Origin of the sequence: Flavobacterium aurantiibacter, assembly GCF_002251775.1 — a bacterium.
Classification (GTDB): Bacteria; Bacteroidota; Bacteroidia; order Flavobacteriales; family Flavobacteriaceae; genus Flavobacterium; species Flavobacterium aurantiibacter.
The window spans coordinates 1-5,385 of sequence record NZ_NOXX01000103.1; the positions used below are offsets into that span (position 1 = coordinate 1).

7 protein-coding genes are annotated in these 5,385 nt (G+C 31.3%); all 7 read left to right on the forward strand.

Annotated features, from left to right (window positions below; all coding sequences use genetic code 11):
- Window positions 1–109: 109 nt before the first annotated feature.
- From CHX27_RS01585 to CHX27_RS01615, 7 genes are read left to right on the forward strand one after another with little or no spacing between them, the layout of a single operon-like run.
- Window positions 110–595 carry a rhodanese-like domain-containing protein gene (locus CHX27_RS01585; protein WP_094485021.1) on the forward strand — a complete coding sequence of 162 codons (486 nt, stop codon included), beginning with the start codon at window positions 110–112 and terminating at the stop codon, window positions 593–595.
- An 11-nt stretch (window positions 596–606) separates the two neighbouring features.
- The gene (locus CHX27_RS01590; RefSeq protein WP_014388766.1) at window positions 607–942 is read left to right on the forward strand and encodes an arsenosugar biosynthesis-associated peroxidase-like protein; all 336 of its coding nucleotides are present in this window, start codon (window positions 607–609) and stop codon (window positions 940–942) included.
- A 14-nt stretch (window positions 943–956) separates the two neighbouring features.
- On the forward strand, window positions 957–2,012 hold the full coding sequence (gene arsS, locus CHX27_RS01595) for an arsenosugar biosynthesis radical SAM (seleno)protein ArsS (protein ID WP_094485022.1): 1,056 nt from the start codon (window positions 957–959) through the stop codon (window positions 2,010–2,012).
- 2 nt (window positions 2,013–2,014) lie between these two features.
- Window positions 2,015–2,614 (forward strand): TIGR04282 family arsenosugar biosynthesis glycosyltransferase, encoded by a 600-nt coding sequence (locus CHX27_RS01600; RefSeq protein ID WP_094414383.1) that lies wholly within the window; start codon window positions 2,015–2,017, stop codon window positions 2,612–2,614.
- A gap of 2 nt (window positions 2,615–2,616) precedes the next feature.
- The gene (locus tag CHX27_RS01605; RefSeq protein WP_094485023.1) at window positions 2,617–3,432 is read left to right on the forward strand and encodes a purine-nucleoside phosphorylase; all 816 of its coding nucleotides are present in this window, start codon (window positions 2,617–2,619) and stop codon (window positions 3,430–3,432) included.
- 12 nt (window positions 3,433–3,444) lie between these two features.
- Complete coding sequence (arsM, locus tag CHX27_RS01610; RefSeq protein ID WP_094485024.1) at window positions 3,445–4,413, forward strand: arsenosugar biosynthesis arsenite methyltransferase ArsM; 969 nt, start codon at window positions 3,445–3,447, stop codon at window positions 4,411–4,413.
- 9 nt (window positions 4,414–4,422) lie between these two features.
- Window positions 4,423–5,295: a sterol desaturase family protein gene (locus CHX27_RS01615; protein ID WP_094485025.1), complete on the forward strand. Its 873-nt coding sequence runs from the start codon at window positions 4,423–4,425 to the stop codon at window positions 5,293–5,295.
- The last annotated feature ends 90 nt before the right edge of the window (window positions 5,296–5,385 follow it).

A 5,385-nucleotide genomic window follows, 5' to 3' on the forward strand; every position in this document is an offset into this window, starting at 1 on the left:
AAGCTGGAAATTAATTTAATACAATTTTTGTCGTGTACTTAGAATAAAATCAATACCTTTTTGTCAGGAATTCAAAACGTTTTCGTCTAAATTAGATAAAAATGTAATTATGCGACATTTCTTCCTTATTCTTTTCCTTTTTTCTACTGTAATTTATGGTCAGAAAACTATTCCTGAAGTATTAAAAAAATACAATTCAGAGCGTGTTTCGTATATAAATGTTAAACAAGCCTCGATTAAGTCACCTGTAGTCTTTTTAGATGCAAGAGAATTGATTGAATATAATACGAGCCATATTAAGGGAGCTATACATGTAGGTTATAACAAGTTCAATCAAAAATTAGTTTTAGAAGAAATAAAAGATAAGAATACAACAATTATAGTTTATTGTTCTATTGGTGTAAGAAGTGAAAAAATTGGAGAAAAGTTATTGAAGTTAGGCTATTCTAATGTTTTTAATCTTTATGGAGGCATTTTTGAATGGAAAAATAATGGTTGTAAAGTATTTAATCATTCAGAGCAAGAGACAGAATATGTACATACGTATAGTAAAGAATGGAGTAAATATCTAAAAAAAGGAATTCAAACTTATTAATATATAGCATCATGGAAAAAACGTACTACGATCCATCAGATTTGAAAAAATTTGGAAAAATATCAGAATGGAATGAGGAATTAGGTTCAAAATTCTTCGAATACTATGGGAAAGTTTTTGAAGAAGGGAATTTAACAGCAAGAGAAAAATCATTAATTGCATTGGCAGTTGCTCATACCGTTCAATGTCCTTATTGCATTGATGCTTACACAGGGGATGGTTTGAAAAGAGGAATTACTAAAGAGGAAATGATGGAAGCTTTACATGTAGCGGCAGCCATTAGAGGAGGTGCTTCTTTAGTGCATGGTGTCCAAATGATGAACAAGTATGACAAATTATCAATGTAATTTAATTAGAGCGAATGTTAGCAAAATCATTACAAGCAAAAAAAAGTGAGCTTTCAAAAACGGAAAAACAATTAGAAATTTTATCTAATGGTTTTTTTAAAGACGGATCTTTACCCACTTTTGCCAATAAACTTAAAGGAATTGACCAATTTCCTTTACGCCCAAATAAAATTGAGATTTTACAAATTAATGTAGGTTACATGTGTAATCAAGTTTGTGCACATTGTCATGTAGATGCTGGTCCAGATAGGAAAGAAATTATGACTATCGAAACCATGGAGCACATTTTGGATGTATTAAAAACAACTTCTGTCAATACATTAGATTTAACTGGAGGTGCTCCTGAAATGAATCCTAATCTTCGTTGGTTTGTTGAAGAAGCTTCTAAATTAGGCGTAAAAGATTTTATAGTACGTTCTAATCTAACCATTATTTTAGCGAATAAAAAATATCATGACTTACCTGAGTTTTTTGCTAAACATAATATTCATGTTATTTCATCTTTACCCTTTTATAAGAGGGGAAAAACAGATAAGCAAAGAGGTGATGGTGTTTTTGATAAATCAATCAAAGCATTACAAATGCTTAATGATGTTGGATATGGAAAAGAAGGAAGTCCACTTAAATTAGATTTAGTATATAATCCTTCTGGAGCATTTCTTCCAACAGATCAAATGGCACTTGAAAAAGATTTCAAGAAAGCTTTAAAAGAAGATTTTGATATCGATTTTAATAATCTATTTGCCATTACGAATATTCCAATTAGTAGATTTTTAGATTACTTAATAGCATCAGATAATTATGAAGATTATATGAATGCTTTAGTAGAAGCATTTAATCCAAAAGCCGTTGGTAATGTGATGTGTACCAATACCATTTCTGTTAGTTGGGATGGTTATTTATATGACTGTGATTTCAACCAAATGCTAGGCTTAAAAGTAGCCTCAAAAGAGCAGCATATTTCGGAATATAATGAGGCATCATTAAGTGATCGTGACATTGTAATTTCTCAACATTGTTATGGGTGCACCGCAGGATCAGGAAGTAGTTGTCAAGGTACGGTAGCATAATCATGGAAAAGAAATTAGTTTTAGTTTTTACTAGAAATCCTGAATTAGGAAAAGTAAAAACCAGATTAGCAGCAACTATTGGCGAAAAAAATGCTCTTGAAGTTTATGTGTATTTATTAACACACACTAAAAATTGCATCTCACAAGTCAATGCCACTAAACGTGTATTATATTCTGAAGCCATTACTTTACATGATATTTGGGATAATACCACATTTGAGAAAGACATTCAGCAAGGAACCGATTTAGGAATGCGAATGCAGCATGCTTTTGAAAAAGGATTTGAAGATGGCTTCAATAAAATTGTTATTGTAGGTTCTGATTTGCCAACGCTTGATTCAAAAGATATTGAAGATGCTTTTTTGTTATTAGATACAAATGAAGTAGTTATTGGTCCAGCTGAAGATGGTGGTTATTATCTTTTGGGTTTAAAGTCAATTCCGAATGGTATATTCGAAAATAAAAATTGGGGCACTAACAGTGTTTTAGCAGATACCTTAACTAATTTATCGCATATTCAAACAGCATTTATAAAAATGAAGAATGATATTGACACTATCGAAGACATTAAAAACATTCCTGAATTTCAAAAATATTTATAGAAATGAATGCAAAAACAATAGACATCACTACAAGTTTTCTTAAAGAAAAAGGGTTTCTCCATCCAGAAATTGGTATTGTATTAGGCACTGGGCTTGGACAATTAGTGAATCATTTAACTATCGAATGTGAAATAAATTATACTGATATTCCAAATTTTCCAGTTTCGACAGTTGAATTTCATTCTGGTAAATTGATTTTTGGAACATTTGAAAATAAAAAAATAGTTGTAATGCAAGGACGATTTCATTTATATGAAGGGTATTCTTTGCAAGAAATTACATTTTCCATTCGAGTTTTAAGAGCATTGGGCATTCAAAAATTACTAATTTCAAACGCCGCTGGAGCCATAAATTTAGACTTCAAAAAAGGAGATTTAATGCTTATTGAAGACCATATCAATTTACAAGGAGGTTCACCATTGGCATTTGCAAATGTTTCCGAGTTTGGCGAACGCTTTACCGATATGAGCGAACCTTATAATTTGAATTTACGTCATTCGATTGTTGAAATTGCTAAAAATCAGAATATTACTTTACACAAAGGAGTTTATGCTGCCGTTGTTGGTCCACAATTAGAAACCAAGGCTGAATATCGTTACCTCAAAATTATTGGTGCCGATGCCGTCGGAATGAGTACTGTTCCCGAAGTTATTGTTGCCAACCATTTAGGGTTACCCGTTCTTGCTGTCTCCGTTTTGACTGACGAATGTAATCCTGATGATTTAAAACCAGTAAACATACCTGAAATTATAGCCATTGCTGGAGAGGCAGAACCTAAAATGATTACACTATTTAAAGCATTAATTAAAAATATTTAAAACTATACTACTATGAGTTATTTAGACGCTACAAACGATTTATATAAAAATGCTGCATTAACACCCGATGTTGGTTTATGCTGTACAACAACACCTATTTGGAAATTTCCTGGATTAGAAATTCCAAAAATTATGCAGGAAATGAATTATGGTTGTGGTAGTACTATTTCGGCACAAGATTTAATAAATAATCCGAAAATTTTATATGTTGGTGTTGGTGGAGGCATGGAATTGTTACAATTCTCTTATTTTTCGAGACAGAAAGCAGGAGTTATAGGTGTAGATGTGGTGGATGAAATGTTAGAAGCTTCTCGAAAAAATTTTTTAATTGCCGAACAAGAAAATGAATGGTTTAAAAGTGAATTTGTTGAGTTGAGAAAAGGCGATGCATTGAATTTACCTATTGAAAATGAAAGTATTGATGTTGCTGCACAAAACTGTCTTTTTAATATTTTTAAAGCTGAGGACTTAAAAAAAGCATTAGAAGAAATGTATCGAGTTTTAAAGCCTCACGGACGTTTGGTTATGAGTGACCCAACATGTGAACAAGAAATGAATGAAACTTTACGAAATGATGACCATTTACGAGCTTTATGTTTAAGTGGTAGTATTCCCATTGCTGATTATATTAAAGCGTTAACTGATGTTGGTTTTGGTACTATTGAAATAAGAGGCAGACGTCCTTATAGAATATTAGATACAGAGAACTATCCAACTGATGAGTTAATTTATATTGAAAGTATAGAAGTTTGTGCCATTAAAGACCCAATGCCAGCAGATGGTCCATGTGTTTTTACAGGTAAAGCTGCCATTTATTTTGGAAAGGAAGATTATTTTGATGATAAGAAAGGTCATATCTTAATGAAAAATCAGCCATTAGCCATTTGTGATAAAACGGCTGCTGCCATAGCTTCATTAAATAGAAAAGATATTTTTATTAGCGAAAGTACCTATCATTACAATGGAGGTGGATGTTGTTAAAAATGTACTATGAAAAAGTATTTAGAACTTATATTGCACTCTTATAGTGGTTATTTTAACTACTTAAAAAGCGAAATTTTGTTTTGGAAATGGGATAATTATTTTTATGGTTTACTCCTTATTTCCTTGGCTGTTTGGTTGTTAGAACTTGCTTTTCCATGGCGAAAAAACCAACCCATTTTTCGTAAGGATTTTTGGTTGGATTTGTTTTATATGTTTTTCAATTTTTTCTTATTGAATTTACTTTTACTGATTGCATTATCCAACGTTACAGAAGCATTATTTAATGATTTTTTAAGTCTTTTTGGTCTTCAATTGACTTCAATTCAATTGTTTTCTTTATCAGAATTGCCAAAACCATTTGGATTGCTTTTGTTTTTTGTATTGAGTGATTTTGTACAATGGAATATACATCGCTTGCTGCATCGCATTCCTTTTTTATGGAACATTCACAAAACGCACCATTCTCCTAAGCAAATGGGTTTTGCCACTCAGTTTCGTTATAATTGGATGGAAGCAGTAGTGTACAAATCCATACAATATATTCCATTAATATTAATTGGTGGTTTTGCTCTTGAAGATGTGTTTGTTGTGCATTTTATTGCCATTACTATTGGTCATTTGAATCATGCTAATATTGGTTGGGATTACGGTGTTTTAAAATATATTTTCAATAATCCAAAAATGCACATTTGGCATCATAGCAAAATATTACCTTCTAAGTATGGGGCAAATTTTGGTATTTCTTTGAGTGTTTGGGATTATATATTTAAAACCCATCATATACCGAGCGATGGAAGAGATATAGAATTAGGTTTTTCAGATGAAGATGAATTTCCTCAAGACTTTTTGCAACAAGAACTTTATCCTTTTAAAAAATAGTTTGTCAGGAATTCGTAAAAGTTTCGACTATTCTTAAAATTAAATAAAATAATTGAGTTATCCAAATATATTCCGTATATTTATACCTGA